Annotated in this window: 19 protein-coding genes; 9 read left to right on the forward strand and 10 right to left on the reverse strand. The window is 50.8% G+C overall.

Annotated elements, in window-relative coordinates; genetic code table 11:
- Positions 1-9 precede the first annotated feature (9 nt).
- Positions 10-1398: an aspartate aminotransferase family protein gene (locus C1752_RS20710; protein WP_110987961.1), complete on the reverse strand. Its 1389-nt coding sequence runs from the start codon at positions 1396-1398 to the stop codon at positions 10-12.
- A gap of 219 nt (positions 1399-1617) precedes the next feature.
- On the opposite strand from C1752_RS20710, the gene C1752_RS20715 reads away from it, so the two are divergent.
- Positions 1618-3258, forward strand: a complete 1641-nt coding sequence (locus C1752_RS20715; RefSeq protein ID WP_110987962.1) for a cyclic peptide export ABC transporter — start codon at positions 1618-1620, stop codon at positions 3256-3258.
- 95 nt (positions 3259-3353) lie between these two features.
- Positions 3354-4304, forward strand: a complete 951-nt coding sequence (locus C1752_RS20720; RefSeq protein ID WP_110987963.1) for a peptidoglycan recognition protein family protein — start codon at positions 3354-3356, stop codon at positions 4302-4304.
- 80 nt (positions 4305-4384) lie between these two features.
- Here the strand turns inward: C1752_RS20720 and C1752_RS20725 are convergent, their stop codons facing one another.
- Positions 4385-7345 (reverse strand): UPF0182 family protein, encoded by a 2961-nt coding sequence (locus C1752_RS20725; RefSeq protein ID WP_110987964.1) that lies wholly within the window; start codon positions 7343-7345, stop codon positions 4385-4387.
- Between the two features lie 212 nt (positions 7346-7557).
- Between C1752_RS20725 and C1752_RS20730 the strand changes: the two genes are divergently transcribed.
- A complete protein-coding gene (locus tag C1752_RS20730; protein WP_110987965.1) occupies positions 7558-9402 on the forward strand; it encodes a TolC family protein in 1845 nt (614 codons plus the stop codon).
- A 222-nt stretch (positions 9403-9624) separates the two neighbouring features.
- The gene (locus C1752_RS28540; RefSeq protein ID WP_158535153.1) at positions 9625-9765 is read left to right on the forward strand and encodes a hypothetical protein; all 141 of its coding nucleotides are present in this window, start codon (positions 9625-9627) and stop codon (positions 9763-9765) included.
- Between the two features lie 85 nt (positions 9766-9850).
- Here C1752_RS28540 and C1752_RS20735 read toward each other — a convergent pair whose 3' ends face one another.
- Both C1752_RS20735 and C1752_RS20740 read right to left on the reverse strand, forming a co-directional pair.
- A complete protein-coding gene (locus C1752_RS20735; protein ID WP_110988007.1) occupies positions 9851-10240 on the reverse strand; it encodes an MAPEG family protein in 390 nt (129 codons plus the stop codon).
- Between the two features lie 57 nt (positions 10241-10297).
- Positions 10298-11317, reverse strand: a complete 1020-nt coding sequence (locus C1752_RS20740) for an aldo/keto reductase (protein ID WP_110988008.1) — start codon at positions 11315-11317, stop codon at positions 10298-10300.
- Positions 11318-11801: 484 nt separating this feature from the next.
- Here C1752_RS20740 and C1752_RS20745 point away from each other — a divergent pair, with 484 nt between their 5' ends.
- Together C1752_RS20745 and C1752_RS20750 are read left to right on the forward strand one after the other, a co-directional pair.
- The gene (locus C1752_RS20745) at positions 11802-12566 is read left to right on the forward strand and encodes a hypothetical protein (RefSeq protein ID WP_110987966.1); all 765 of its coding nucleotides are present in this window, start codon (positions 11802-11804) and stop codon (positions 12564-12566) included.
- 317 nt (positions 12567-12883) lie between these two features.
- Positions 12884-13402, forward strand: coding sequence for a tetratricopeptide repeat protein (locus C1752_RS20750; RefSeq protein WP_158535154.1), 519 nt, complete (start codon positions 12884-12886; stop codon positions 13400-13402).
- Between the two features lie 5 nt (positions 13403-13407).
- Here the strand turns inward: C1752_RS20750 and C1752_RS20755 are convergent, their stop codons facing one another.
- The 6 genes from C1752_RS20755 to C1752_RS20780 all read right to left on the reverse strand — a co-directional run bounded on the left by C1752_RS20755 (position 13408) and on the right by C1752_RS20780 (position 19481).
- Positions 13408-14064 (reverse strand): glutathione S-transferase family protein, encoded by a 657-nt coding sequence (locus tag C1752_RS20755; RefSeq protein ID WP_110987968.1) that lies wholly within the window; start codon positions 14062-14064, stop codon positions 13408-13410.
- Positions 14065-14152: 88 nt separating this feature from the next.
- Complete coding sequence (locus tag C1752_RS20760) at positions 14153-14746, reverse strand: TetR/AcrR family transcriptional regulator (protein ID WP_110987969.1); 594 nt, start codon at positions 14744-14746, stop codon at positions 14153-14155.
- Positions 14747-14912: 166 nt separating this feature from the next.
- Positions 14913-16757: an ATP-dependent zinc metalloprotease FtsH3 gene (gene ftsH3 / locus C1752_RS20765; protein ID WP_110987970.1), complete on the reverse strand. Its 1845-nt coding sequence runs from the start codon at positions 16755-16757 to the stop codon at positions 14913-14915.
- 141 nt (positions 16758-16898) lie between these two features.
- Positions 16899-17393 (reverse strand): P-loop nucleotide/nucleoside kinase family protein, encoded by a 495-nt coding sequence (locus C1752_RS20770; RefSeq protein WP_110987971.1) that lies wholly within the window; start codon positions 17391-17393, stop codon positions 16899-16901.
- A gap of 82 nt (positions 17394-17475) precedes the next feature.
- Positions 17476-18708 (reverse strand): DHH family phosphoesterase, encoded by a 1233-nt coding sequence (locus tag C1752_RS20775; RefSeq protein WP_110987972.1) that lies wholly within the window; start codon positions 18706-18708, stop codon positions 17476-17478.
- Positions 18709-18983: 275 nt separating this feature from the next.
- Positions 18984-19481: an HNH endonuclease gene (locus C1752_RS20780; RefSeq protein ID WP_110987973.1), complete on the reverse strand. Its 498-nt coding sequence runs from the start codon at positions 19479-19481 to the stop codon at positions 18984-18986.
- A gap of 252 nt (positions 19482-19733) precedes the next feature.
- On the opposite strand from C1752_RS20780, the gene dnaK reads away from it, so the two are divergent.
- From dnaK to C1752_RS20795, 3 genes are all read left to right on the forward strand, one after another.
- On the forward strand, positions 19734-21737 hold the full coding sequence (dnaK, locus tag C1752_RS20785; protein WP_110987974.1) for a molecular chaperone DnaK: 2004 nt from the start codon (positions 19734-19736) through the stop codon (positions 21735-21737).
- 188 nt (positions 21738-21925) lie between these two features.
- Complete coding sequence (locus tag C1752_RS20790) at positions 21926-25006, forward strand: ribonucleotide reductase barrel domain-containing protein (protein ID WP_110987975.1); 3081 nt, start codon at positions 21926-21928, stop codon at positions 25004-25006.
- A gap of 83 nt (positions 25007-25089) precedes the next feature.
- A complete protein-coding gene (locus C1752_RS20795) occupies positions 25090-26208 on the forward strand; it encodes a TSCPD domain-containing protein (RefSeq protein WP_146242389.1) in 1119 nt (372 codons plus the stop codon).
- Positions 26209-26605 lie beyond the last annotated feature (397 nt).

Raw genomic sequence — 26605 nt, forward strand, 5'->3', positions numbered from 1 at the left:
TAAGGGCAGCTAACGAGCCGTCGTTTTCATCGATACGGCCTTAGTTGCTAGGGACTTTCCAAATTCCCAGGCGGCACCCGGTACGCGGTGGGCGTCAGCGACAACGTCGGTGACCGCTTCTTTGATCCAGTTGCGATCGCACTGATTCAAAGTCAAGGGTGGGATAAATTTGACAATATTCATCCCGTGACCCGCCACCTGCGAGAGAATCCGGTGGCGCTGGAGCAACGGAACCGTGATCATTTGTGAGAACAGCCCTTTGTTAGCAGCCTCCATCATGTCCCAGGGCACCTTCAGAGAAAAGCTGCGAGGCCGTGCAAACTCAAGGGCAATCATCATTCCTTTGCCCCGCACTTCTTTCAGATACTCATATTGGCCCACCAACTGCGTTAGATCAGAGAGAATCTGATTGCCCACGGTCGCAGCATTCTCAACCAGATTTTCTTCTTCCAGTACCTCTAAAGTCACCAGCCCAGCGGCCATCGCCAAGTTGTTCTTACCAAAGGTATTGCCATGAACCACGGCGCGATCCATACGGTTGAAGACCTTATTGAAAATCCACTGACGGCAGGCCACCGCACCCACAGGGACGAAACCTGCAGACAGCGCCTTAGCCATACAAAGAATGTCAGGTTCAACCCCCCAATGATCCACCGCCCACATCTTGCCGGTCCGCCCCAGCCCCGTTTGGACTTCATCGGCAATCAGCAACGTGCCGTACCGACGACAAAGCGCCGCCGCGTCAGGGAGGTAGTTTGCCTCCGGAATCCAGACGCCGTGGCCTTGAATCGGTTCAGTGATAAAGCCAGCAACATCTTTACAACTCAATGCTTTTTCCAGAGCCACTAAATCACCAAAGGGCACCTCAATAAAGTCAGGAAGCATTTTGCCAAAGTCTTGACGATAATAATCATCGCCCGTCGCTGACAAAGCCCCCAGCGTCAGACCGTGATATCCCCCTTTGCAGTAGACAATTTTGCTGCGCCCCGTGGCACACCGACTGAATTTGAGTGCAGCTTCAACCGTCTCCGTACCAGAGTTAGCAAAAAAGATGCGGTCTAGTCCCGCTGGTGTAATCTTCTGTAGCTGCTCTGCTAAAAGTCCCGACAGGATGGAAACGTCAAGCTGCACCAGATTGGGGATCTCGGCCTGCATCACGTCCCGTAACACCTTGACCACCCGAGGATGATTTCGTCCGAGCGCAAAAACACCGAAGCCGCTGAGCAAGTCTAGATAGCGATCGCCCTTGTGATCAAAGAGGTAAGGGCCTACGGCTCTCTCATATTTACGGTCAAAGCCAATGGTTTGCAAAACATTAACCATCTGGTTATTCAGATAGTTTTTATGTAGGTTAAAGTTCTCTTCTTGCCGCTGTTTTATGAGTTCGAGAATATCCATTATTTAATTGATTGAGGGCCATCAAGTCTTGAAAATTAGTGAGACTTTGAAGTCTCAAATAGAGCAGGAGACTCAGACATCAGCGCCAAAGACTTTAGTAGTGTACAGGAGATATTGCCAAGCCTTGGATCAACTTAATCATCTATACAGCAACAAAACATGCGGCTCCAACGCCTCAGACGATGTGGTTGAATAGCAGCTATTGCTCTCGGCTAACCCATGGCTCTTATCTCTTTCTTGCTTCGTTCGTCCTGGCGTATAGTTGCGATCGCACTTACAACCGGCTTTCTCAGCGGTGGTTGTAGTGCAGCGGTCATCGCCTTAGTCAGTCGAACGTTAGCAGAAGGGGGACAATCAACGGTTCTGGCCTGGAGCTTTGCCGGTTTTGCCCTGGTCGCACTAACCACCAGCATTGTTTCCCGAGTGGTGCTCGTTAAGTTATCCCAAGATGCAGTTTTTGCCCTGCAGTCTCGCCTGAGTCGCCAGATCTTAGCTACCCAACTTAATCATCTAGAGCGCATCGGATCGCCACGTCTGCTAGCGATTCTGACAGAAGATATTCAGACGCTCTCGACGGCGGTATCCGCCATTCCGGTGCTCTGCATTAACTTCGCCGTCGTTATTGGCTGTATGGTCTATATTTCTTGGTTGTCATGGCAGATCATGCTGATGGTACTGCTGCTCTCATTAATTGCAGGGATTAGCTGCAAAATTTTACTGAGTCGAGGCCGAGTCTATCTCATGCAGGCGCGTGAACAGCAAGACCAGCTCTTCCAGCATTTTCGCACCGTGATTGAGGGCGTCAAAGAGCTCAAGCTACATCACCGGCAGCGCCAGGACTTTCTCGGTCAAGATTTAGATGTGACGGCCAGCCAGTTTCGGCGCTCCAGTAGCTGGGGGTTCAGTCTATTTGCAACCCTAGATGGCTGGGGCAAGCTCATTTATTTTTTCGCCCTGGGCCTGATCCTGTTTGTCTTGCCCCACTTAATGGCGATCAATCCCCAGATGCGACTGGGCTATGTCCTGACGTTTACCTATCTGCTGGGTCCAATGGAGAGCGTCGTTGCCAAGCTCCCCTTTCTGAGCAAAGCCAGCGTTTCCCTTGGCAACATCGAAACCTTAGGACTCTCGCTCAGAGACCTAGAGGAGCTGGAGTCATCCCCGGCTGCAGCTACAGAATCATGGCAGAGCTTAAACCTAAAGGGAGTGACCTGCACCTATCCAGGAGAGAAAGATTCAGAGTTTACCCTAGGGCCGATTGATGTCACCCTTCAGCCTGGAGAACTCGTGTTTGTCGTTGGCGGCAACGGCAGCGGCAAGTCCACTTTACTCAAGCTGATGACCGGACTGTACACGCCCGTGCAGGGCCAGATCGCATTAGATGGCCAGTTGATTGATCGCCAGAACCGCGAGTGGTACCGGCAACACTTCTCCGTGATTTTTGCTGATTTCTACCTGTTCGACCGCCTGCTAGGGATAGCAGGAGATGAGCTTGATGCTAAGGCCCTGAAATATCTGAGAGAACTTCAGCTTGATCATAAAGTAACGGTTGAGCAAGGTCGATTATCAACCACCGCTCTCTCTCAAGGACAACGAAAGCGAATGGCACTGCTAGCAACCCTCCTGGAAGATCGCCCCATCTATCTGTTTGATGAATGGGCCGCCGATCAGGATCCGGTTTTCAAAGAGATTTTTTACACTGAATTTTTGGCGGACCTAAAAGCCAGGGGCAAAACCATAATCGCCATTAGTCATGACGATCACTATTTTCATCTAGCAGATCGGATCATCAAGCTTGATTTCGGCAAGATCGAGTACGACAAACAAGTCGTGCAAGAATTGGACACGCAGCAGGCATAAATCATCACATGCAGCCTTGCAGCAAAATTGGAACTTCATTGCGAGATTCAGGTCTCAATAGATGAGATTTTTGGGACATTTGCTAAACGGGGACTATGCAACCAAAATTATTTTTATTTCTTTCCGGCTTATCAACGGTGGCCTTGCTGACGACTAATCTATCGATTCAAGCTCATCAGGCAATTCGCCGTCCAGCTTCACCGACGGCAAATCTGGTTGCGCAAGCGCCAGGGATTCCTGTTCGGGGATGCCTAACCCGCCCCAAGCAAGCCCCTCCAGAGCCGAACTTAGAGACACAATTCATTCCAGGAACGCTAACGCTGGACCGTTTTCGTCAACAGCCAGCCCCGCCATCGCTGTCAGCAGAAGCCACTCGCACCAATGCCCCTCAAGCAACACTGGACTATGTTGCCCAGCATCATCCTGTAGAAAGAATTGCGCTGGCCCATCCCACAAATTTTGGTGAGCGGTATCTATTGGACTATCAGGGGCAACCGGCCTACCGAGAGCCCATTATCGTGCTGCATGAAACCGTGATCTCTGGTCCTGCAACCCTGAGGTTGTTTCAAACGAATCATCCCAAGAACTCTCAGCAGGCTAGCTACCATGCGCTGATTATGCGCGACGGCACAATTTACTACCTTGTGCCGCCGGATAAACGGGCCTTTGGGGCTGGAACCTCCGTCTTTGCTAGTTCCAAAGGCGACGAAACCGTCAGCACGAATCCATCCCTGTCGGCCTCTGTCAATAATTTTGCCTACCACATTTCTTTTGTCAGCCCTCCAGACGGTCGCCGCAGTGGCCGATCTGGCCATAGTGGCTACACCAGTCCTCAGTATTACTCCCTCGCTTGGCTGGTCTCAAAGACTGGCGTACCCGAAGATCGAATCACCACCCATCGGGCCGTGGACCGGGCAGGTAATCGAAGTGATCCGAGAAGCTTTAATCGCGCTGGGTTTCTCTCGTTGCTACAGCTCTACCCCAAAACAAATGAAGTCAGGATTGGCTGTCCAGGTCAATCACCAGCACCGTCCTTGCAGCCATAAGTCTCAGTATTCTGCATGGGTGTCGAGATTGAAGCTAGTGAATAGAACTCCCGCCTCTTGGAACCACTCACATCTGTCCCTTACTCAGAATCATTCCTGAGGGGCAAAAGGTCTTCCACCGGACGCACGATCGCATCAGCACTTTGATCTGAGGGGCTAAAGATGCCGTTGAGGGCCTGATCTAGTGTCTTGGCCATCACAATTTGGTTCTCATACACCACAATTACCCGGGCCAAAATGGGGACGCTGGTTTCTTCGGCTTCTAAATACAGCGGCTCCACGTACAGTAGTGAGTTATCAATGGGCACAATCAGCAGATTTCCCTGGATGACCCCCGATCCTTGAGTATCCCAGAGTGAAATCTGCTGTGAAATAATCGGATCTTGGTTAATGAGCGCCTCAATCTGCTCAGGACCAAACACCAGCTCTCGCTTCGGAAACTGATAGAGCAGCCGCCGACCGTAACTGTCTCCATCTGAGCGAGCCGCCATCCAGGCAATCAGATTGTTGCGTCCGACCGGCGTAAAAGGCGACAGCAGAATAAATTCTTCGCTCTCAGCCTCAGGTAGCTTCATCGTCAAGTAGTAGGGCTGTACCTGCTGTGACTTTTCGCCGTAGATCTCATTGGGAATTCGCCACTGATCTTCGCGGTTGTAAAAAACCTGTGGGTCAGTCATGTGATAGGTCAGTAGGCTGTGAGACTGAGCCCGAAATAAATCAACGGGATAGCGAATATGGCTGCGCAAAGCCGGCGGCATGGTGCTGAAGGGCTGAAATAGTCCCGGAAAAACCTGTTGCCAAGTCCGCAGAATGGGATCGGTCTCATCAATGCTGTAGAGCGTTACGTTGCCGTTATAGGCATCCACAACCACCTTCACAGAGTTGCGAATGTAGTTGAACGACTCTTCTCCCGGATCGGAATAGGGGAAAAGATGGCTTGTTGTATAGGCATCAATCATCCAGTACAGCGTGCCGGGCTGTTGGACGGTATCGCTGGGCGGCATTCCGTTGGCTGCCACCAAGTACGGCTCTCGATCAAGCTGTAAGAAAGGCGCAATGGTTTGGACTCGAGATTCAAGTTGGCGGCGAAATAGAACGCGGGTTTCTGTTGTGAAGTTGCGGCTAAACAACATGCGCCAATCTCTTAGGTAGGCCGCGAAGATGCCCCGCCGCCAGTAGGAGCTCATGACGATGCCGCCGGAACCGTCGTACGTGTTGTAGACGTTATCGTTGCCGCTAGGATAGTCCAGCTCTTTGTTCTTTTCGCGGGTGCCGGTCATCACATAGTTACGGGTCAGCTCACCGTAGTAGATGCGGGGCCGATCGGTTGGGATACTTGCGCGAATTTCGTTGGTAGCGGTCTGCAGCGTTCCAGCGTCGGCTTCGGTGCCAATATCTTTAACAAAGTAGGTGGGCAAGCCGCTAGATTCTGCAATGTTGACCGGGCTCATGGTGAAGCCATAGCCGTGGGTATAGATGAGGTGTCGGTTGACCCAGGTTTGGGCTTTCTGCGGTACGGCACTGTAGTCTAACTCGCGGGCTGAAACAAGAACCTGACGTTTTTCCGTCGCTGTGGTCGAATTAGATTCTGCCTTGAGGGTGTAGCGATCAATATCGGCATCGGGAAATTCGTAGTACAGACGAATGCGCTGCAGTTGGCGGTTGGCTTCTAGTAAGGGCCGCGTATCCCACAGCCGAATGTTGCGGATGGTGATGTCATTCGCTTTCAGGCGTTCTGGGGTGAGCTTGGCGGTGGGGTTGAACGTTTTTGTCTCTACGCTGCCGAGATCAAAGGCTTCGCGGGTCAGGGCAATGCTTCGTTCAATGTAGGGCTGCTCTCGCCGTAGCTCATTGGGCTGCACAATGACGGACTGGACGATCTGAGGCAGGATAACGGCACCGAGCAGGACGCTACCCATGTAGCAGCCCAGCATAATTAACAGACTGTAGCGGGGACGCGATTTGGTCCAGAAGCAGGTGCGCCAGGTTAGAAAAAGTGCGATCGCAACTCCCCCCCAGCTCAGCAGTGTTCTCGCGGGTAAATCAACATGAGAATCAGTGAAACCGGCTCCGAACAATACGCCCTGAGTCGAATAGAGAAGCTGGAATCGATCGAGCCACAGTCCCGCCGCCAGAGTAAACATTAGTCCCGCCGATAACCCATATAGATGTCGCTGCTGCGGCGGTGAAATCCCTGGCATTCCGCCTTGACTGAGGCTATTCCCAGAGAGCAGATAGATCAGCAGCACCCCCAGCAAACTCGTCAGCAAAGTGGCCGTTGCCCAGAACCGTAAGAGTTCAAAGACAGGCAAAGCGAAAATATAGAAAGCAATATCTCGGCCAAAAATCGGATCGACTTGATTGAAACTTGTAGCCTGGAAAGCCGCCAACACCTGGGTCCAGTGGCTAGAAAAAATCAATCCCATCCCCAGACTTAAGCCAACGCTGATGGCAGCGAAGAGCAAACTCGGATTGGCAATGAGCAATCCGGTGAAGCCTCCTATGCATACCCACTGCCACAGTACTGCTGTCCTCAGTAAAGCCACAAGAGAACTAACGGAAAGCTGCAGCAGCACCTGAGGCGGGGCAGCGGCAGACGACTGCCAAAATTGGAACGCAGTTTGTCCAGTCTGCATTAAAACGCAGGCCATCAGCACACTCAAGCCAATAACCACAACCAGGTACCGGACCAGAGCCGGCAGAGTTGTCCGCTCGGCCGATAACATCACAGGTTCGCGGTACTGCCGTTGCCGAGCCTGTCGCAAATTGAAGACCAGAAGGCTAGCGGTCGCTCCCAGAGAAAAAATCCATAGTCCGACCCGAATCGTAATTTGACTTGCGAAAACTTGCTCATAGCCCAGCGCTGAGAACCACAGAGATTCCGCAATTAGATGGCAGAGAATATCCCCAGCCAAGATCATGCCAAGACAGAGTACGAGCACCCGAGCAAAGCCCTTCCAGAACGGAACTGACAAAGCATGATGGCCTATCGCTGTCCATCGATCACGGTCTAACGAGACCCGAGGTAATTTTCTAGTCATGAGCCTCTGACCCTATAAGCAAGTATGGAAATCGTTCGCAAATCCATTTTTCAAGAGAAATTTGACAGACTCTACCCTCTTTCTGCATCCTAAATGAGGATTCTATACACTGCGTCGTAAAATTTTTAGGTAGTGTTAGTCAATGCCTCTTATTATCTGAGTTAGGCTACCGCTAATTTCTAAATGTTTTGAGTAATTCATACAGGACTTTAATGCTACTGAAGCGCCGCAGCCTCATTGCGACAGGTTTAGGACTGGTTCTAGTAGCCTCCAATGGTGGGCAAATCCGAAGTCAGCCATCTGCAGAGGAGGCGCCGGATCTATTCCTCAGTCCAGAGCAGCCCCCTGACGCGGACCCATCACGCAATCCGCCTCCCGTCCAACCAGAGGAAAAACAACCCAATGATTCATTCCTCAATCCTCAGCCATCAACCGATGCAACCGACGCGCCAATTGAAACCGCGAACCCATTACTGAGAATCAATCCAACCCCAGACCAGCTGCAGCTCCCATCGAAAGCGGATAGTGTTGAGATTGATTTAAATCAGCCGATCACATTAGAGCAGGCACAGGAACTCGCACAGCGAAACAACCTGGACTTGCGTGTTGCTGAACTTCAACTGCAGCAGAGCCAAGAGGCTTTAAAGCTAGCCAAAGCAGCGAACTTGCCCACCGTCTTTGCTCAGGGTGATGTTTCTCGGACAGATTCGTCTGTGTTTGCCCTCACCCCAAGGCCCATCGGTGTTGATATTGTCGCCCAGAATGAAGTCATTTTCAGAACCTTGGGACTATTCGCAGAGCAGCAAGCGTTGAGTCTACAAGCTCTCTCGCTGGATATTGCTGATTTACAGGCTCGTCTCCAGCAGGGACCTGATCAGCAGCAGCAAATTACGTTTGATCAACAATTGGCGGCTCTGCAGATCAGTGCTGACACCGCTGCGACGCCACCTGCCCCGCTTAGTGTTGCAGCCCTAAGCCCCCTCACATCCTTTGCCAGTTCAGGTCAAGGACTTGCGAGCAATTTAATAACCAACAGTCTAAACGGCACCTTAGGACTGACATACGATGTCTTCACATCAGGTGGCCGTCGTGCGATTATCCGAACCGCCCGCGCCCAGTTGCGCATATCAGAGCTAGCCGTGCGGGTTGAGCTAGAACAGCTTCGCCTTGATGTTGCAAATGACTACTATAATCTTCAGGACGCATCGGCCTTAACAGACGTTGCTCGCGCCTCAGTAAACAACGCAACGAAGAGCCTCGAAGATTCCCAAGCTCTACAAAGAGCAGGACTGGGAACCTTGTTTGATGTTTTGCAAGCCGGAGTCACCTTAGCCGATGCCCAACAGGACTTGACTCAGGGTGAAACAACTCAGCGCATCGCCCAGCGTCAGTTGGCGCAGCGACTTAATGTTTCAGAGGTTGCAACTCTCGCCGCTGCTGATCCGGTTGAAGCGGCTGGCCAGTGGTCATTAAATTTACCTAAGAGTATTAAACTAGCGCTCCAAAACCGCCCCGAACTCGCTCAACTACTACAGGAGCGAGAGGTTGCCAAACAGCAGCGAAAAGTTGCTCTAGCAACCATTCGACCTCAGGTCCAGGCTTTCGCAAATTTGGATGCGACAGAGCAACTGGAGGACGATCTGTCGGGGACCTTTGGCTACTCGTTGGGAGCACAGGTCACTTGGAATTTCTTTGACGGTGGCTCTGCTAGAGCCCAAGCGACTCAGGAAGACGAAAATATTGCCATTGCTGAGACGCAATTTTCAGATACCAAGAACATCTTGCGTTTTGAGGTCGAGCAGGCTTACAGCAGCCTGCAGTCAAACTTCAAAAATATTTCAACCGCATCCAATACTGTTAATCAAGCCGAAGAAGGCTTGCGTTTGGCGCGCCTCCGATTCCAGGCAGGTATTGGCACTCAACTCGAAATCACCACTGCAGAATCAGATTTAACGCAGGCTAGGGGGAACTTAGTGGGGGCAATTCTAGATTACAATCGCGCATTAGCTGCCATACAGCGTGCCACCAGCTATCAGCAAGCCTTAGAACCCTTTTAACTCTTTTCTGTCAGCGAATATTAATATCTGCTTACAAAGCGAACAGTGTTGTGTCTTCTAGCATGAGGGACCGCAGATTTAGATAAAGCTTAACGCTGATTTGTTAAGAGACGTGGCAAACTTGCGAACTAAAGTCACGTCATCTTACAGACTCTAAAAATTGCGTATTTGGGCCCTCCAGGCCCATAAGATGGCACCGTTGGCTCATCTCGGTTATGCACCATGAATAGAAATATTGAGTTTAAGAACCTACAAATGTGGTTCGCAGGCATTTGTTTTGTTCTAGTCAGCGCCTATCTCTTGACCGCCGTTTCTGTCTTCGCATTCCGACTCCTCTCGCATTCCATCGCACTTTACTACTAACGCTTTCTGTTCTTCAAAGTGAACAACAAAGAGGCTGTTGGGTTGATATCCAACAGCCTTTTTACGCGTTAGCTCCTACCTTCATTCAATTGAAAAGCTGCCACAGGATCACAAACAGAGACAGCAGAGAACCAACAAACGCTAGCGATCGCAACAGCGGCACTCCCAGAACGTAAGCGAACCCATGCAGAATTCTCAAGGCAACAATACCGACGGCAGCTCCATTGATGATGGGGTTGGCCTGCTCTGTAATCTGCACAATCAGCAAAACAACGAGAATCATGGGTAAATTTTCAAAGTGATTCTTCCGAGCCCGTTCTGCTCGTTCAGCCCAAGGTGGAATGTCTGGCATCGTTTCTCGATTACTCAGTCCCCATTCCACGCCGCCAACCGCGAATCGGGCAATCGTGGGCATGTAGTTTAGCGGTAGAGACCAGAGCGATAAAATTAGGGCGCAGATTAAAACAGTCGTCATATCGGGTAGGCCAGTCATTACAGCCTTAATCCTACCTGGGTATCGGTGAAGCCCAGCCTACCGTGTTTGAAAGATATTTTGAACCATTGCTTTATCCACTGAAGCGGCGGCCTGATCCAGTTCTGCGATCGCATCTGCCTCTAGACGCCAGCCCAAAGCTCCTATATTCTGCTGCGCCTGCTCCAGGGTCTTAGCACCAGGGATAGGAATAGTGCCCTTCGCAATACACCAGTTAAGCGCCACTTGGGCCATCGTTTTCTTCTTCGCACTGGCAACGGCTCGCAGGGTCTGCAGCAGGGGCTTCGCACCTGGCACAAGCTGCCGAAAAAGCTGCCCTCGCAATCCTTTTGGGAACGGTCCCTGCTCTGAATATTTTCCGGTTAAAATACCCAGGGCCAAGGGACTATAGGCGATGAGCTGAATCCCAAACTCATCGCAGACCTCTTTCACAGCCAAGGTCGTCACGGGATAGGTTGACAGCAGAGAATACTGAACCTGCATCGTCGCAATGGGAACCCCTCGCTCCGCAAATTTACGCTGAACCCGCTTAAGGCTCTCAGGACCATAGTTTGAAAGACCCACTCCCTTGACAAAACCCTGCTCATAAAGATCCGCTAAGCCATCCAACAGAGGGCCTTCTTGCCAAGGCGCATAGTTAGCGGGAGACCAGTGCATTTGCACCAAATCAACTGGCCGACCTAAACGTCTGGCTGAGGCGTTGCCTGCAGCCACCATCGAACGGCGACTCAAACGCCAGGGATAAGCAGCAAGCTTTGTTGCAATACAGACCTGATCTCGATTGGGGCCTTTATAGGCTTGAGCGAAGCGCCCTAACAACTGCTCACTGCGACCATTTAGCCGCCCCGTACCGTAGGAATCTCCGGTATCGAAGAGCGTCACCCCCCGACTGACACACTCCTTGAATACGGCCTGGAGCTGTTCATCCATTTCCTCGGTGTATCCCCACAGCAGTCGATTGCCCCAAGCCCAGGTTCCACAACCCATCAGCGGCAAAGATAATCTAGAGGATGATGCTGATGACCTAAGACTGGTACTCAACCACCGTAAACGAGGCATCCGCAGCGGCATGGTGCACACCTAATAAGTTCAACAGACTAATTCAATCGTCACCATAGCGCGATCTGCGACCCCAGCAGTTGCAAAAGACATGCTTTTAGATCACTCAGCTCGCACGATTCACTGTCTGTACCTTTGGTGTTGCTCTAGGCCTGTTCTACATTTGACTTCACCGGCCAATCAGGATGCTTTCTAAACCCACTCTTCACGGAAAATCCACATTCTTCATTTAACATTTCGTTACTACTAATAGATAGGTTTAAACCTTAAGTATTCCAGGACACAAAATTAGGTATTAAGTGAGGTATTGTTCCACAGTAGAGCTATCAGTGATGGCAGTATTTGAGAGCATAAAAAGTAAATTAATTTTCTGTGCTGAGAGAAAAATGGCGTTTGTGCATCGTACATACAGATCTTAAGTACGAATCTGCTAGAAGTATCGAAGCAGACATCTCTATCACATCCGATCGTTGGTGGGAAATCCATGCTTACAAAGGTTCAGGTCGAGATTCTTCAAGGCATTATTGGGGTTAACAAAAGCCCTGAGATCGTCACGATCAAAAATCGTAAGGGCGTGCCAAAAAATTATGCCTATGGGCTGATCTCAGGTAGTCGCTTGGATCTCGATAGTTTAAAGAATAGGGGGCTTCTCTCATTCAGGAGAGGTTACTGTGAGCCACAGGTAAGCAGTGAGGGACTATCTGTTTTAAGAAAATTCCAGATTCTGAGTTTATTAGAAGATGGCTTATCACAAAACCTCAGGTTTATTGATGAAGAAATCTGTGAGCAGATACCTGAGGTTGATATTAAAGACATTCAGAACTTACTAATTGACCTACAAAGCAACGAGCTAATTGCAGGAGAGCTGCGCTTTTCTCCTCAAGACCAAGCTGTCTATCGGTTCGCTGATGCTTGGGTTACAGATTGGGGGCATGTCGCTCTGCAAACGCCCGATGTCTTTTGGAATAAATTGGGAAAAGCCCAAGCCTTAAAGCAGCCTCAAGGTAAAAGAAAGACTCATCCCGTAGAAGCGCAGTTCTCTCAGGCCAAAAATAGCGAGCGCATGCGAGCCGTCGCTTCGGCAGAATCTGCAGAGGGCATCCCTGACTCGATCCCTTATATGGAAGCTCATATTGAGGCGTTGAAGGCTCTGGCTCAGTCTATTCCAGATGATCGTCGCTCTCAGGTGATGGCGATTTTGAATCATTTAAGCCAAGCAGTAGAGTCTCCAGAAAGACAATGTGCCTAGGACATATCTGAGTGCTTCTGCACCCGCTTCCTGAGTCTTGCGGCTTTAAGAGCTATTGAGGAGGAGGCTTCCTTGAAGTCATCCAAATTTAAGGGTTTCTGGAGCTTGCAAAATACGGCACCAGCTTCGCGGCCTTTATGCGGATGCGGCAAGCATCTACAAAGCTAACTCTAATCGATAGGATAGTTTCTAAGGAGCTAGATGTCTCAACGATATCTACCATTCTGTTCTGTTCAAGATTGGGAGGCTATTGGTTGCAGCCATTGCTCATCACTATTTCTGTCGTTTCATGCTGCTGCTTGGGAGGCAGCTACTTTATGGAGCGACCCATTCTGGCGCAGACCTCGACTACTCTGAACCAGACGATTCACAAGGCTCGCTCTGCCTTTCAAGCGGGAAGGTATGCTGAGGCGGAAGAACTGTGGCGAAAAGTCGTGGAACAACAACCCAACTCTGCTGAAGCTTTCTACGAACTGGGCTTTAGTTTGCACCTACAGGAAGAAATTGGAGCTGCGATCGCATCCTATCAAAAAGCTCTCTCGCTCGATCCCAATTACGATACGCCGTATATAAATTTAGGGCTGGCATTCATTGAGTTAATGCAGTATGACGAAGCAGATCAAGCTTTTCAGAAGGTGTTGAGCTTCCCAGACCAGCCTGAAACACCTGCCTCAACCCATGCCCTTGCCCACTACAACTTAGCGATTATCTATAAGCGTCAAGACGATCTAGAGCGTGCTCGTCAGCATGTTCAGAGCGCTCTAGCCCTCGCGCCAGATTTCCAAGCTGCCCAGGCTCTGCTTCAGCAGATAGAAACACCCCAGACTGAAGAGTAATGTGGCTATGATTGACGCATTGCTCGCTGCCGTAGTCTCACCATCACCTTCACCCGACGTCTAAAGTTCTCTAGGTCTGGCTCACTGATCTGAGTTGACTGCCAAGGGACGCGATCCATCAACCGTTGCTGCCACTGCTCCAGGTTGGGATAAGACTCCAATGGCACTCCTAGTGCAACCGTGAGCTGAATGGCAATACCGGCCACAATATCTCCCAAGCTGAACATGTTTCCCCCAATGTAGGTGGAGTCTCCCAAGAGGTCGGACATGAAGGCAAGCGGAAGCTCCTGCTGGGCCTGCTGCCATTTAGGGGAGTCTTTGTTTTCACAGATCAGGGGAATAACCTTGGGGAAAAACTCGTTGGCCGTCACCAGTTGAGCCATGCGGACGGTTGCGATTGCACCTGCCTCAGCGGGCATGAGAGCCGGTGTCGGATACTTGGCTTCCAGGTAATCCATAATGGCTATGGATTCCACGATCCGCAAGCCATCATCGACGACAACAGGGATGTGGTGAAAGGGATTGATGGCGAGAAAATCGGGTTCATACTGATCGCCATCCATCTTAATCACCATTGGCTCAAAGGAAATCTGCTTCTCTAGCAGGGTTAACCAAACCCGTCGGGCATTGGGAGATAGGGGATTGTAGTAGAACTTCAGCATTCGTTATTCCTCTTATATAAAACAGACCAATTGGTCTGTTTTTGATCAAAAAAATATACGGAGTTGAGCGATATACATCAACGCTCATCTATATACGTAGATACTCGTCAATGTAGTCGGTGAGATGTGCGATCGCACGTTCCAAATGCACCGGGTCATCGTAGAGTTTACTGATCATAATCGCTCCCTCAATCGTGGAGATTAGGATGGTTGCGAAGACGTCTGAGTCAACAGCGGGCTGCAGCTCACCCTTTGCAATGCCGGTATCAACGATATGGCAAAGCAGTTTCCGCAGGTTCGTCATTGCTTGCTGGGCACGGGCCTTCAGGGCTGGGTGGGCGTCGTCGGCCTCGATAGCCGTATTCATCAAGGGGCAGCCACCTGCGACGGGGGGATGATCGATAAAGCTGCTGAAGACAGCCATGATTCCTAAAAGACGATCGGCTGCGTGGTGGTGCTGACGAAGGACGGCTCGATGGTGCTGAGCTAGGGTTGCGATCGCGTAGTCAAATGCAGCCAAAGATAGCTCATCTTTAGTTTTGAAGTGGTTATAAATACCTCCCTTCTTCAACCCCGTAACATCCATAACGTCAGACATAGAAGAACCCGCATAGCCCTGCTGGTTAAACAGTTCAGCAGCCTGATGCAAAATTCGAGCTTTAGTAATTTGACCCTTGGACATATTTAAGACCGATCAGTCTTTTTTTAGAATACGAAGGCGATAAACCCCTGTCAAGATATTCCCAAGACCTGTAATACTGCCGTCTCATATTTCCATTAAAAATGCGGCACTGAGACCAGTGCCGCATTGAATCGATGATGCTCAACCGATGGAATGGAGATAGAGACTATGCGATCGCAGCCATCTTCACATCGTTGTTGCTAAGAATAACCTGGAGTTCTTCTGAATCCACAGTTTCCTTCTCAATCAACTGATTTGCGATCGCATCTAAAGTCGAATGGTTTGAGACCAAGACATCCTTGGCACGACGATAGGCTTGCTCTACTAGATTGCGAACCTCATCATCAATCGTCGCTGCTGTCTCTTCCGAGAAATCACGATCAGATGAAATGTCACGGCCTAGGAAAGGGTTGCCCTGAGATCGTCCTAGAGCAACAGGACCGAGGCGATCGCTCATCCCAAATCGCATCACCATCTGACGCGCCACTCGAGCCACCTGCTGTAGGTCATTAGAGGCACCCGTTGTTACCTCTTCTTCACCGAAGATTAGCTCTTCAGCAATTCGGCCACCCAGGGCAACCGCCATTTGATTTTGCAGATAGCTGCGGCTGTAGAGACCTGAGTCCATCGCATCTTCGTTGGGTGTGAACCAAGTTAGACCACCCGCACGTCCCCGAGGAATAATACTGATTTTCTGCACTGGGTCATAGTCAGGCATTAGCGCACCCACAAGAGCATGTCCCGCTTCGTGGTAAGCCACCAAAGTCTTGCGCTTGTCGCTCATGACGCGATCCTTCTTCTCAGGACCGGCAAGGACGCGATCAATAGCGTCATTTACCTCATCCATTGAGATTTCAGTTAAGCTGCGGCGGGCGGCCAAAATAGCTGCTTCATTCAGCAAGTTAGAAAGATCAGCACCCGTGAAACCAGGAGTACGACGCGCAATACGCTCTAGATCAACATCCTTCGCCAAAGTTTTGCCACGGGCATGGACGTTAAGAATTTCAGCGCGTCCTTTGTAGTCAGGCCGATCCACAACAACCTGACGGTCAAAACGACCGGGGCGCATGAGGGCTGAATCTAGAACGTCAGGACGGTTAGTCGCCGCGATGATGATAATACCGGTATTGCCCTCAAAACCATCCATCTCGGTCAAGAGCTGGTTAAGCGTTTGCTCACGCTCATCGTTACCGCCCCCGAGACCTGCGCCCCGCTGACGACCCACAGCATCAATCTCATCAATAAAGACAATACAAGGAGCGTTGGTTTTTGCCTGTTCAAACAGGTCACGGACTCGGGATGCACCCACGCCCACAAACATTTCTACGAATTCAGAACCAGAGATTGAGAAGAAAGGAACACCCGCTTCTCCCGCAACCGCCTTAGCGAGTAGTGTCTTACCTGTTCCAGGAGGTCCAACAAGCAACACACCTTTGGGAATCTTGGCACCAATGGCCGTGAACCGATCTGCGTTCTTCAGGAAGTCTACAACCTCAGTCAGCTCTAGCTTTGCCTGCTCAATACCGGCAACATCACCGAACGTCACCTGAGTTTGAGGTTCCATCTGGACTCGCGCTTTGGACTTACCAAAGTTCATCGCCTGATTCCCGGGACCACTCTGAGCACGACGGAACAGGAAGAACAGACCCACTAACAATAGGATGGGCACCAAGAAAGTGCTCAGCGCCTTAAAGATAAAGCTTTCGTCACCTTGGGGTAAGACAGCAATATCGACATCATTGTCGGTCAGCAAATCAATGAACGTGGGGTCATTGGGCAGATTGACATTGACTCTAGAGCCATCCACCGTACCCGTCACGACCTGAGCCGTTGCGCGGTCAGAGCTGATATAAATTTTTTCTACTTTGTCACTTTGAACTTCCTGTACGAGCTTGCTGTAGCGCCAAGTCGTATTCGTTTGCTTCGGCTGATCAAAGAACGCTGTACCAAGGGCCAAAGCCACTATCGCGAGCAGGGCATACAAGCCTGCGTTTCTCCACCGTTTATTCACCGGTTACCATCCTCCTGGGTCTAAAAATGTGAGGGCATCATCGCTTCTTTATTAACTAATGTTAACGCAATCTCAGTTACACGTGTCAAAAATAGCGTCGCAGAATCCTGTTTCGATTTAGATCACGGAACTCAAGAGACGTTAGCGATTAAGCAACAGAAGTGACAACAACGTGTGGTTCATCTTCTCCAAGGGGTTCAAAGCGCTCCTTGAATAGGTCAATAGGTCGAAGGCGTTACTGTCGATCACTAAGGCTCCTTTGGGTAGTTTGCTGCTACGTTTCATAACCCTTTCTTTCATCAATTTCTCCGAACAAGAGATGCAGTAGAACTTAGGTGCGGCGTTGACAGCCTGAGCTAGCGAACGAGCATTATCACGTGATGCACGACTCCAGAATCCGAAATCTAGTATGACATCCTGCTCAACCTCCAGAAGCTGAGTCGCCACGTGCCAAATCAAGTCTGTGACGCGCTTGGAGTAATCCACAAAACACGCTTCAGGTGGGTTGTGACCATAGAGCCTGACCATCCACTCATCCAGCGTAAAACGCACAGCAGGAAGATCGTGTTCTAATTTTCGGGCAAATGTTGTCTTGCCTGCCCCTGTAAAACCATGAAGGAGATGAAGAGTTGCCATCAGACAAGTACTTGTTCAACTAACGACGTGTCTCGATGGTGCGGCAACCTTTAGCCATCCGTTGCGGCGCCCTTACTTTTGACTAGCTGGCATCGATCATGCTGTTTTCTGGATTTACCAGATGCAGAAGCTTTTGCTTGATCTGCTTGTCGTAGACCGTCCACTTTAGCTTCGCGTACTCAGAATTCTCATTGAGACCTGACAGAAAGCCCATCGGAATCTCAAAGCCACCCGCCAGAGAGCGTCCGCCACCAAAGAAGCGACCTTGGGCATCTTGACCGAAGGCTTCTTTAATAAATTCATCAGGATCTAGGGTCAGCTTTGAGGTGCGGAGAGAACCTACAACCAGCTCTAGATCTTCGTCTTCGTCATGGACAATGCCATAAACGACAGCCGTATGAACGTTATCTTCCGTTACTAAAAAGTCAGCCGCTTGAGGAATCGCGTCCCGATCGTCATAGCGCAGGTATCCCACCCCAGCAATCGTCACGTTGTTGATGATGCTCCGGTTTTTCAGGGCGCGCTCAATCACGTCCATCACCTGCTTAGAACGAGCGGACTGTAGAACCGTGTTTAAGGTCTGACCGTCATAGAATCGGCTCAAAAAAGCCGCTGCCTGAAAATCTTCTTCTTGAGCCTGCCGCAAATCGTGGGTATCTGAGCGCAGCCCGTGCATTAAAGCCGTTGCGCACTTGACGTGAGTGCTGTTGCTGCTATCAAAAGCTAACAAACCAGCCTGTAAATACTGCGTCAAGATAGTGGCTGTTGCACGGGTATTGGACCGAACATCAATGACTTCAGCCTCTAAATTATCCTGGAGGCTATGGTGGTCAATGATTAAGGCAATGGGGATCCCCGCCTCTTGCACGCGGGGCATCAGCTGGCTCGTGGTCCCTTGATTGTCGATCAGGACACACCCTTGATAAGGAGATAAATCTCTGGCCTTAGATTTTGGAGATTGGCAGGACCATCGCTGGACGGGAATGCCCGTGAGCTTCACCAACGCAATATTCTCTTGATGGCTCAAGGTGCCTGCATAGACGATGTCACACTGAATGTCATACTGTGCTGCAATCAGCTTATAGGCCCAGGCCGAAGACAAAGCATCTGGGTCAGGAAAGTCTTGTAAAATCACAAGCTGGCGATCACCTCGATGATCTTCGAGCATCTTTTCTAGTGCTGCGGTCTGCACATCGAACAGTCCGCCAGAAACTGAGGCCCAGCTCTCCTGAGCTGTAGACTTACTCGTTGCACTGTCCACAGTGGGGAGATCGCTCACTGACACATCTTTTGTCTTCAGAGAACTGGAAACCATAACCAAAAGTCCTAACTATTGCTTAAGTCTGAGAGATACGAAGTCTGGATGGCCCCTACAAGATATCTCCTTTGATCATAAACGGGGCTGAGCCCATTTTGCTCTGTTCCTCTATATAGATATCCTCACTGATGCCACCGACTGATGATAAGGCTGCAGGCCACAGCCCCAGGCTCGAGGACAAACTCTATTTCAAACTACATAGTGAGGATTCCCGAAAAGGCGTCATGAGATGAAAGGCAGGGGCTAATGAATCAGGCGTGAGGCTTGAAACACTATGCTCCAATAACGTACTTACGCCACTCTTGATGCAGGCCACTCCGCAGATGCTTCGTCACTTCAAAATACAGGCTGCTGTAGGGCTTGCGGGGTGTTTTTTTGAGCTTCATACGGGCTTCGCTAGGTCTTCGATTGCCCTTGCGAACATTACAGCAAACACAGGCAGTGACCATGTTGTCCCAGGTGTCTGCTCCTCCGCGAGAGCGAGGAATCACATGATCGAGCGTCAGCGTTTCTCCCGTATCGCCACAGTACTGACAAGCATGACCATCACGATGGAGAATATTACGTCGAGTCAGGGGAATATCCTTGTAAGGAACACGCACGTACTGCCGCAGGCGAATTACCGTAGGCAATGGAAAATCAGCGTAGATTATCCGACCGTTATGCTCGACCTGCTCAGCCTTATCTTTAAGCAAGAGAACTACCGCACGACGCCAGCTCGTGATGTTTAGCGGTTCATAGGATGCATTGAGGACCAGTACTTTGCCCATCGTGCGTTTTTAAAGGCAATTTGTCCCAGATATTAGCACAGCATGGCCGTTACCGACTGCTTTGTACCTCATTTTGAACAACCCTGATGTCCTCTCTAGCAGTTTCCAAGGGGCAAGCCACTGCGGCTTTTAAGGAGGTCACAACTGAGGCCCAACGGGCCAAAACCGTCTACCCAGGTTCGGTAAATACCCCTTCATGAACGGGGTGAAAGCACCGCAGTATAGGTGAAGGAGACCTGCACGTTGAGGCGGATGCTGTTATGGCCCTCTCAATCTGCTGTTTTCTATAAGCGTCGGCTAAGGCTGCTTAGACAGGCGGATATTTTTAGAAGGAGCTGTAAGCATCCCATGGCAAAAGTTGTTGGAATCGATTTAGGAACAACCAATTCTTGTGTGGCAGTGATGGAGGGGGGGAAGCCCACTGTTATTGCTAATGCAGAGGGGTTTCGCACGACCCCATCGGTGGTTGCCTTTGCAAAGAATGGCGATCGCCTTGTGGGTCAAATTGCCAAGCGTCAGGCGGTTATGAACCCAGAGAATACTTTTTATTCTGTGAAGCGGTTCATTGGGCGGCGGCAGGATGAAGTCAATCATGAGACCACCGAAGTCCCTTACAAAATTCTCAACGTCAACGGTAGCGTCAAGCTGGACTGTCCGGCAGCGGGCAAGCAGTTTGCCCCTGAAGAGATCTCGGCGAATGTCCTGCGCAAGCTTGTGGAAGACGCTAGTAAGTACCTTGGCGAAACCGTAACTCAAGCTGTGATTACGGTTCCTGCTTATTTCAATGACTCCCAACGACAGGCCACGAAAGACGCGGGCAAGATTGCAGGTATCGAAGTTCTTCGCATTATCAACGAGCCAACGGCAGCATCTCTGGCCTATGGCTTAGATAAGAAGAGTAATGAAACAATTCTTGTTTTTGACTTGGGTGGTGGTACTTTTGACGTCTCTGTTCTAGAGGTCGGTGATGGCGTCTTTGAGGTGCTGTCAACATCTGGCGACACACACCTAGGTGGCGATGACTTTGACCAGAAGATTGTGGATTACCTCGCTGGCGAGTTCCAAAGCTCAGAAGGGATTGATCTGCGCAAGGATAAGCAAGCGCTCCAGCGGCTAACAGAGGCGGCTGAGAAAGCCAAAATCGAGCTGTCGAGCGTCACTCAAGCGGACATCAACCTGCCGTTCATCACTGCGACTCAAGATGGTCCTAAGCACTTAGATACGACGCTGACGCGAGCCAAGTTTGAAGAGCTATGCTCTGATCTCATTGATCGCAGCCGCATCCCGGTGGAGAATGCGGTGCGCGACGCCAAAATTGATAAGAGCGCCATTGATGAAGTGGTAATGGTGGGTGGCTCAACCCGTATTCCTGCGGTCTTAGACACTGTGAAGCGTGTTCTAGATAAGACTCCAAACCAGTCGGTGAACCCGGATGAAGTTGTGGCCGTCGGCGCTGCGATTCAGGCAGGTGTCCTGGCCGGTGAAGTCAAAGATATTCTGCTCTTAGATGTTTCACCTCTCTCTCTGGGGGTTGAAACGCTGGGTGGTGTAATGACGAAGCTGATTCCTCGGAACACGACTATCCCCACCAAGAAGTCTGAGGTCTTCTCCACGGCTGTGGACGGTCAGACCAATGTAGAGATTCACGTTCTCCAAGGAGAGCGGGAAATGGCGACGGATAACAAGAGCTTGGGAACTTTCCGGCTTGATGGAATTCCGGCAGCACCAAGAGGTGTCCCTCAAATTGAGGTGATCTTTGATATTGATGCTAACGGTATTCTGAACGTTACGGCGAAGGAAAAAGGCACGGGCAAAGAGCAGTCCATTAGCATTACAGGCGCTTCGACGCTTTCGGACACTGAGGTTGATCAGATGGTTCGGGATGCGGAGACAAATGCCTCGGCTGACCAGGAGCGTCGTGAGAAGATCGAGGTCAAGAATCAGGCCGATACGCTTGTCTATCAAGCTCAAAAGCAGATGGAAGAGCTAGGTGACAAGGTTGAAGGACCGGAGAAAGAGAAGGCTGAAGCGTTGGTGACTGATTTGCAAGATGCGATCGCATCTGAAGACACCGAGCGCATGAAGTCTCTGACCACCGAACTTCAGCAGGCACTGTACGCCATCGGCACTCAGCTCTACCAGCAGGGAGAAGGTGAAGCACCTCCATCTGACGGTGGCGCAGCTCCAGGACCAGAAGGCGGTAGCGACGATTCCGGTGAAGATGACGTAATTGACGCTGAGTTTTCTGAGAGCTAAAGCTAGCGAGCATTAGCACCTCACTCCGTATATCCCTCTGCGCTTGGGCAGAGGGATATTTTGTTACGGGGTAAAAAGCGCAACCTGTTATTTATATAAAGTTTGTTGGGATTATTGTTGAGATTAAAAGCAGGGTGCGCTAAATTTAGTGTTAATTTTCTGACCTTCTGAACGCCTCGGCACTAGATATGGTACTTGCACAATCCCCAACGTCTGAACTGAGCGAATCCCAAAGAGCCGTTTTGCAGAAATATCTGATCAATGGTGAAACATCTTGGGAGGCAGTCGCCCAGCGTGTCGCTCGATTTGTGGCTAGCGCCGAACCGACACCCGAGCTTCAGCAAACCTGGGAGCAGAAATTTCTCTCCATCCTGCTACCCATGAAGTTTGTGCCCGGAGGGTCCATCCTGGCAAACTCAGACCACGGCACCCACGGGATGCTCAACTGCTTTGTTTTGTCCTCCGAAGATCATATCCATGACATCACCAAGCTAGTCTCCGATTCAGTTTTGACCACCAAATTCCGGGGCGGCGTTGGCATCAACATCGGTGCAGAAGGCGACAAAGGCTACATTCGTCCCAAGGGTGCGCCCTTCCAAGATGGCAAAGCCCTTGGTCCCTGCGCTGTTCTAGATATGGTGTCCGAGAACTCCAAGAAAATCACCACAGGCAACAAAGCCCGCCGCGGTGCCTTCCTATTCTCAATGAACTGGCGTCATCCAGATGTCTGGGAATTCATTCAGGCGAAGACCCAGTCCACTATCGACGCCAATCTCGTCAAAGGCATCATCGAAGAAATGGCGCAGTTAACGCTCAGTGATGAGCCTGCCGCCGAAAAGCAAGCGAAATTGACTGCTCTGCAAAACCAGTTGGGTACAGCCTGGGTCGAGACCCACCTCAACCCCGAAGGAAAACGCGATCGCAGATGGCACAACGCCAACATCTCAGTACAGCTCGACGACGAGTTCTTTGAAAAGCTCGACCAAGGAGACGAAGAAGCCCAGAAGCTGTGGCACACAATGGCACAGAATGCCCACGACACCGCTGATCCGGGCCTGCTTTTGATTGATAACGCCAAACGTCGCAGCCCCATTCGAGATTTTGTCACCTGCACAAACCCCTGCGTCACAGCCAATACCTGGATCCACACCGGAGAGGGAGCACGCCAAGTCAAAGATTTAGTTGGCATCCAGCACAGCACTTACGTTAATGGCGAGCTGTTTAGCACTACGCGTGAAGGCTTTTGGGCCACAGGCGACAAACCTGTCTTTCGGTTGCAGACTCAGGAAGGTTACCACCTACGGTTGACCGGAAATCACCGAGTCTTGAAGGTCACAGCCCAGACCCGACGGCGTCAATATACAGAGTGGGTAACAGCAGACGCTCTAGAGGCAGGCGATCGCATCCTTCTCCACAACCACCGTCAGATTTCCCCTTGGCAAGGTGCAGGAACGCAGAACGAAGGCTGGCTTTTAGGAAGCTTAGTGGGCGACGGTACCTTTGCAAATAATGCCTCTGGGGCAATGCAGGGCATTCTGGCATTCTGGGGCGAGCATCATCAGCCCATGCTCAATCACGCAGTTACGCTGCTCAATCAAATTGACTGTACAAGCTCCTTTGGCCGTTCCTATGCCGTGGCAGGAACCTGCACTCAGCAGAAACAGAAGGGCGTTGTCTCGACCGTTCGCTTAGCGAGGTTGGCTCAGACCTTTGGAATTAAACCCGGCCACAAAACCATAACGACCGCTGTCGAACAGGCCAGCTACGCTTTCTATCAAGGATTCCTACAGGGACTTTTTGATGCCGACGGAAGCGTCCAGGGGAACCAAGCAAAGGGCGTGAGCCTGCGTCTGGCACAAAGTGATTTACCGCTTTTAGAAGCAGTACAGCGCATGCTTCTCAGGATGGGAATCGCTTCCACCGTTTATGCTCAGCGCCGAGAGGCACAGGAGCGTCTACTACCCAACGGTCAAGGAGGAACTGCTCTCTACGCCTGTAAGGCTCAGCACGAGCTAGTCATCGCAGGAAATAATATCCAGCAATTCGCAGAACAGATAGGCTTTCAGGATCCAGACAAAGCGGCAAAATTGAACACTGTTCTCGCAACTTACGTCCGCACACCCAATCGAGAGCGATTCGCGGTTACCGTCACATCACTAACCCCCGACGGTATCGAGACCGTCTATGACTGCACCGTCCCTGGTCCGGCCTGCTTTGATGCCAATGGTCTAGTCGCCCATAACTGCGGAGAAATTTTCCTGCCGCCAAATTCTGCCTGCAACCTCGGCTCCCTGGTTCTTACTAAGTTTGTACACCGTGACGAGCAGGGCGAGATCAACGTTGATTGGGATGATTTAGCTGAAACCGTCGGAATTTCAATTCGCTTTCTTGATAACGTATTGAGCGTCTCTGAGTTTGCCACCCCGGATCAGAAAGAGAACGTCACCAACGTCTTTCGTCAGTTGGGCCTAGGAATAATGGGCTGGGCTGACTATCTGAAACTGGCCCGGATTCCCTATGACTCTCAAGAACATCTCGAAGCCATTGACCACTGGGGAAGCTGGATTGCTAACCATGCCTACCGGGCCTCAGAAACCATTGCAGCAGAAAAGAGTCCCTGCGGTGTATGGTCACAAATCAAAGACGTTAAGACCGGCAACCCCTTTGAAATGTGGGTTGATAGTGAAGGCAACCACTACAATGGTGCCGAAGTGCTGGAGAGTGATCGCCAAGATCTAGCGCAAGTCCCTCGCCGGAACGCCACCGTACTTTCCATCGCCCCCACCGGCAGCATTGCGCAGCTAGCAGCCTGCTCCTGGGCCTTTGAACCTGACTTCGGCCTCACCCTCTGGAAACAAGTCTTTGTGGACGCCTCTAAGAATGAGCAGAACTGGGTCCAAATCCTCAACCCCTATCTTGATGAGCTGGATCTATCTGACGCGGATGCTGAGATCGTCAAGCAAACGGGTTCCCTCGCAGGTACTCAATATGCGACAGCACATCCAGACGTTACTGGCAGCTTCAAGATTGCCCGTGAAATTCCACCCGGCTGGCATATCATTGTCCAGTCAAAATGGCAGGACTGGATTGACTCTTCCATTTCTAAAACCATTAATCTCCCGGCTCAGGCAACCGTCGAAGAGATCAAACAAATCTATCGCTTAGCAGAGAAAGCCGGACTCAAAGGTGTTACCATCTATCGATCTGGGACCCTAGACTCTGAACCGATTAAGGTGGGTGAAGCCGAAAAATCAGAGGAGACGGCTTGAGATGGCGGCGGAGAGATCTTTAATCTTCCGTCGCTCCTCACCACCGCTACCAAGGAAAAATCATGGCTCGCAAAGGAAAAATCATGGCGCACACTGACAAGCTCCTGAGTCTAGCTGACCAGTTTCCCCAGGCATTTTCAGATACGATCAAGCCTTTGACGCCTCCAGAGGCCCAGAACTCATCTCAGACATCACAAGAAGAGACTCTGGTTGTTGATCCCAGCAGCAGCGAGTCGGCAGTCTCTACCGATAGCCAGACTTCTGATATCGAAGCAGGGGGGGCTACGCCTGAACCGACCGCAGAAGATCGGCAACCATTCCAGCAATCCACGCTAAGCCAGCCATTCCCCACTCAGTTCCTGGCTCTTATGCAGGAGTTTCCTCACGCTTTCGCAGACACATCGGAAGCCCCGCGCCCCAGCAATGACGAGCCGTCAGGAGCCGTTTCTCTGTCGGCAGAAACAGCCGCCGACTCAGATGGCTCAGAGCAGAGGAACGCGATCGGCGCGACTTCCGAGCCATCTCTCAGCACTGCATCATCTCTACCGCCAGGGGACTATGACCAGGCACTCCAACGCCACATTTCCACCTTCACATGGGGGGAAGTCCAAATCTTTCTCACCTATAGCCCGCAAGAACTGCGCTCTATTTGGGTGACGGTTGGTAAGTCAGGAACTGAAGTGCAGTCCCTGTGTGAAGCTATCTCACGGCTGATTAACTTGTTGCTTGAAAAACAGACGCCTATCCCTGAAATTTGTCGCCAGATCAGAGGCATTCGTGGCGCTGATTCCGAAGGATTAGGTCCGAATCGCATTCTGGGGCTTGCTGACTTAATCGGAAAAGCTCTGCATGAGGCACCCGCAAGACTATCTCCGGCAAGTGCGGCAGACGCTAACGAAGCTTCGACGCTCACACCGGACCATTCAGGCGACATTACTCACGAGTCAGCCTCTATCAACAGCAGTCCAGCCCAGTCAGAACCAGTTACGGCTACGAACGCAAGTCCAAGTGGAAACGGAACACCAACCGTGCCCCTTTCCTTGCCCGCAGTAGAAGTGCTACAGACAGCAGCGACCTGGAGCATACCAGAGGTCGGCAACTTAACAGCCATGCTGTGTCCAGAATGCAGCGCTGAGCTGCATCATATGAACGGCTGCTCGGGAGGCGCTTGTCCAGTTTGTGGCTACAGCAGCTGTAGCTGACGATGGGTCAAACAAAAAAGTAAGACAGAATTGGCATCTCATCGTTGAAGAAACACTGCCAAAAGGTATATTCTCACCATTTTATAATCAAAAAAAGCAATTGAAGCTGTTTTTCCCATAAGCTCAACTAATCCTTTAGGTAATTGTACTTGTCTGTTGTCAGGCTGGTGTGACAATGGGTTGGGCATGCTTGAGCCTATTCATCTGCAATATTAGACTGCGTTCGATCAGCGATTGAGGGATCCTTGTCCGAGAATATGCGGATTCCAAAATCAAAATCGGCATGGTAGGTTAATTAAGTTCTGTTAAGGAAGCACGAAATCGTAACGAGTACAGAGTTCCTCGCCACTTGATGTTGTCAGTGTCGAGTGCAAGGTGCCCTTGATTGCAGAAATGC

This window comes from Acaryochloris thomasi RCC1774 (assembly GCF_003231495.1).
In the GTDB taxonomy this organism is placed as follows: Bacteria; Cyanobacteriota; Cyanobacteriia; order Thermosynechococcales; family Thermosynechococcaceae; genus RCC1774.